Below are 3315 nucleotides of genomic sequence, written 5' to 3' on the forward strand. Positions count from 1 at the left end.
AGATTGCCGCCGGAAAAACTACCGTTGCCAAGTTCTTCGAGGAGAAGGGATTCTGCAGGGTTTCCTGCAGTGAGCCGCTGATTGACCTGCTGACCCACAACGTTTCCGACTACTCCTGGATTCCGGAACTGCCGGAGAAGGCAGAGCCGACGCGCGAGAAACTCATAGAGTTCGGAAAGTACCTCAAGGACAAATACGGCGGGGACATCTTAATTCGCCTCGCCGTTGACAAGAAGAGGAACTGCAAAAATATCGTCATAGACGGCGTCCGCTCGCGGGAGGAAATCGAGGCGATAAAGAGGCTCGGAGGAAGGGTCATCTACGTCAAGGCAAGGCCGGAGATAAGGTTCGAGCGCCTGATGAGGAGGAAGGCCAGCAAGGACAAGGGAATCAAGACATTCGAAGACTTCAGGGCAATGGACGACGCCGAGGAGAGGCTCTACCACACGAGCGAGCTTAAGGACCTAGCTGACTACGTCATAGTCAACGAGGGAACTCTGGAGGAGCTGAGGGAGAAGGTGGAGCGGATTATCGAGGAGCTGAGCAAGGCTTAAAGGGAGTGGGGAGTAAGGGAAGTTGGTGGGAACATGGAGGTTGTGGAGGCGGTTTACGAGAACGGTGTGCTGAAGCCCCTGAAGAAGCTCAACCTGCCGGAGCACGCAAGGGTGAGGATAGTAATAACCCCCGACATTGACGAGATTCTCGACTCCATGATCATCAGAAAGGTCGAAAAAATCGACTACAAACGCCTCAAGGAGGCATACTATGAGTCGCTCTGAGGTCTTCGTTGATTCCTCCGTCCTGGTTGGCCTCCACCTTGGGGACCCTAAGGCCAGAAACCTTGTCAGAGAGACCATAAATCAGGGAAATATCCTTGTCATAAATCCCGTTGTGTTCTCGGAGACCGTGTACAAGGTCATGTTTACCCTCGCAATTCAGGACGGCCTGAAAGGACCTCGCGACTTGAAGAAACACCTGAACGAGTATCTCTTTGTATATAAAAAGGTGGATGAGTCACTCAAAAAGCTGAGAGATGCCGGTTTCCTCAGAATCCTGCCCATCAGCGAAAAGACAATAGAACTCGCCTCCGAGATTGGGGAGAAATATCAACTGCTTCCCAACGATGCCCTCATCGTTGCAACCTGCGCGGAGCACGAAATTGAACGCATTCTAACCTTTGACTCGGATTTCGAGAAGGTTCCTCTAATAAAAGTTGTCAGGTGATTACCGTGAACCTCCTAATCATTGCCTCCTGCCTGTTGAGTCCGTTCTACGTTTACAGAGGCCCCAAGGAGAAGGAATACCTGACGGCAAGAGAGCTGAGAAAGCTTATTGGAGAGCTCGGCGAGGAATGGCAGGTTCTTGCCTACCCCTGCCCCGAGTTCGAGCTAATCGGCTGGCCGCGGCCCCCGATGGGAAGGGAGAGCTTTGAGAGACTCGGCATGCGCGAGAGGGTTCAGGTCGTAGCGGACTTCATAGGAAGAATCTTGACGGAGGAGAAGCCGGAGCGGGTGGTCTTTGTCGGCGTTAAAGGCTCCCCAACCTGCGGTGTCTTCCACACAACCTCGAACGACCCTGATTCCTTTGACTATGGCCTGATTCCAGCGTTCTTCTACATGGACAAGGAGAAGAGGCTTGAGGAGAGCAGGAAAATCATCGAGCGCTTTTCCTTCGAGGTTAAGGAAGGGCCGGGACTGCTCTTCGAGGAGCTCATTGAGCGCTTCCCGGAGGCGGAGTTTTTAGAGTTCGACAAGGATAACATCGAGGAGAGCGTTGAAAGGCTCAGAAATGCTCTGAAGTCCTAAAGGGCCACCAGAATCGCACCGAGAACTATGAGGAGTGCGCCAAGCGCTGTTTTCACGTCCATCCTGCTCCCGAGGATGAGCCACGAGAGGAAGATTGCCAGCGCGACGCTCGTCTTGTCTATCGCAACTACAGCGGGAACACGGCCGGCTTTAACTGCCATGAAGTAGAAGAGCCACGAGAGCGCGCCCGCTATCCCTGAGAGCGTTATGAAGAGCAGCGCCCTTCCGCTCAGCGGCTCCCGAGTTACACCGCTCACGAGGGCGACGCCGACGAGGAAGACCGCCATTATGACGGCCCTCACGGCGGTCGCGAGCGTTGGGTTGACGTCCCTGAGGCCGATTTTTCCAAAGATTGGAACGAGGGAAGCGAAGAACGCCGCGAGGATGGCGTAGATGATGTAGGTTTTCATCTCAAGCCCTCCTGATGGCTTCCCTCACCAGCCTCTCAGCCTTCTCCATCAGCTCCTTCGCCTTCGCCTCCGTGTGAGCCTCGAGGGTTATGCGCATTATCGGCTCGGTTCCGCTCGGCCTGAACAGAATCCACCAGTCGGAGTTCTCAATCCTTATTCCGTCAATATCAATCAGCCTCTCGTAGTCGAAGCTCTTCAAAGCCTCCTTCGCTATGATTTCCATCGCCTTAGCTTTCTTCTCGTTGGGGCAGGGTATCTTCGCCCTTAGAGTTACGTAGCGCGGGACCTCCTTTGCGAGCTCGCTTATCGGCCCGAGCCTGTCAATCATCTCGAGGACGAGCGCCCCCGCGAATATCCCGTCCGGAGTTAGGTTCCACTGGGGGATTATCCACGTCCCGCTCGGCTCGCCACCGAAGACTCCCCCGTGTTTAGCCAGTTCATCGGCCACCGCCACGTCTCCAACGCGCGTCCTTATCACTTCCCCGCCCAAGGGCCTGACGTAGTCGTCCAGAGCGAAGCCTGCATCGACGGTGGTGACTATTTTACCCTTCCCGAACTTCCTGAGCATGTAGCCCGCTATGAGCGAGAGCATGACCTCGTACTCAACGAAGTTCCCCTCGTCGTCCACCACGCCGATTCTGTCTGCGTCGCCGTCGTGCGCTATCCCAACGTCCGCTTTCATGACCCTAACGGTTTTCGCCAGTCCGGAGAGGCTCTCGGCGTTCGGCTCGAGTTCGCGAACGAAGAACCCGCTCGGGTGGGAGTTGAGCGAAATAACCCTGTTGCCCAGCTCGCGCTGGAGGTAGGGGCTTAAAATTGAGCCGGCGCCGTTGCCGGAATCGACGACAACCGTATAGGAATCGTTGAGCTTAATCATCTCGAGGGCCTTCCTTATGTACTCCTCCCTCGGGTCGGCCCTCCTGAGCGTCCCAATCTCGTTCCAGGGGACCTTTCTAAAGTTCCCGGATTCGAGGATTCTCTCGAGTTCAGCCTCCATATCGGGGGTGTAGGCCATTCCGTTGGACTGCCACACCTTTATCCCGTTGTATTCCGGCGGGTTATGGCTTGCGGTTATCGTAACGCCCGCATCGGCTTCGTAG

The 3315-nt window shown here is 55.3% G+C and carries 6 protein-coding genes; 4 read left to right on the forward strand and 2 right to left on the reverse strand.

Annotation, left to right across the window (positions count from 1 at the left end; genetic code table 11):
- Positions 1 to 2 precede the first annotated feature (2 nt).
- From MVK46_RS02265 to MVK46_RS02280, 4 genes are read left to right on the forward strand one after another with little or no spacing between them, the layout of a single operon-like run.
- On the forward strand, positions 3 to 554 hold the full coding sequence (locus tag MVK46_RS02265) for an AAA family ATPase (protein ID WP_297534975.1): 552 nt from the start codon (positions 3 to 5) through the stop codon (positions 552 to 554).
- A gap of 33 nt (positions 555 to 587) precedes the next feature.
- Entirely contained in the window at positions 588 to 779 is a 192-nt protein-coding gene (locus MVK46_RS02270; protein WP_297534977.1) for an antitoxin family protein, read from the forward strand.
- Entirely contained in the window at positions 766 to 1224 is a 459-nt protein-coding gene (locus MVK46_RS02275) for a type II toxin-antitoxin system VapC family toxin (protein WP_297534979.1), read from the forward strand. Before MVK46_RS02270 ends, MVK46_RS02275 begins: the two co-directional genes overlap by 14 nt.
- Before the next feature lie 5 nt (positions 1225 to 1229).
- Positions 1230 to 1805 (forward strand): hypothetical protein, encoded by a 576-nt coding sequence (locus tag MVK46_RS02280; RefSeq protein WP_297534981.1) that lies wholly within the window; start codon positions 1230 to 1232, stop codon positions 1803 to 1805.
- Here MVK46_RS02280 and MVK46_RS02285 read toward each other — a convergent pair.
- A complete protein-coding gene (locus MVK46_RS02285; RefSeq protein ID WP_297534983.1) occupies positions 1802 to 2215 on the reverse strand; it encodes an EamA family transporter in 414 nt (137 codons plus the stop codon). The two genes, MVK46_RS02280 and MVK46_RS02285, sit on opposite strands and share 4 nt — an antisense overlap.
- Before the next feature lies 1 nt (position 2216).
- Positions 2217 to 3315 (reverse strand): phosphopentomutase/phosphoglucosamine mutase (locus MVK46_RS02290; RefSeq protein WP_297534985.1); only part of this gene is annotated, 1099 nt, incomplete at its 5' end.

Origin of the sequence: Thermococcus sp. (genome assembly GCF_027066465.1) — an archaeon.
GTDB lineage: Archaea > Methanobacteriota_B > Thermococci > Thermococcales > Thermococcaceae > Thermococcus.

What these genes read in the sequence shown, in the direction of transcription:
- MVK46_RS02270 (WP_297534977.1), top strand. Translation starts at nt 588, where the DNA reads ATGGAGGTTGTGGAGGCGGTTTACGAGAACGGTGTGCTGAAGCCCCTG.
- MVK46_RS02275 (WP_297534979.1), top strand. Translation starts at nt 766, where the DNA reads ATGAGTCGCTCTGAGGTCTTCGTTGATTCCTCCGTCCTGGTTGGCCTC.
- MVK46_RS02285 (WP_297534983.1), bottom strand. Translation starts at nt 2,215, where the DNA reads ATGAAAACCTACATCATCTACGCCATCCTCGCGGCGTTCTTCGCTTCC.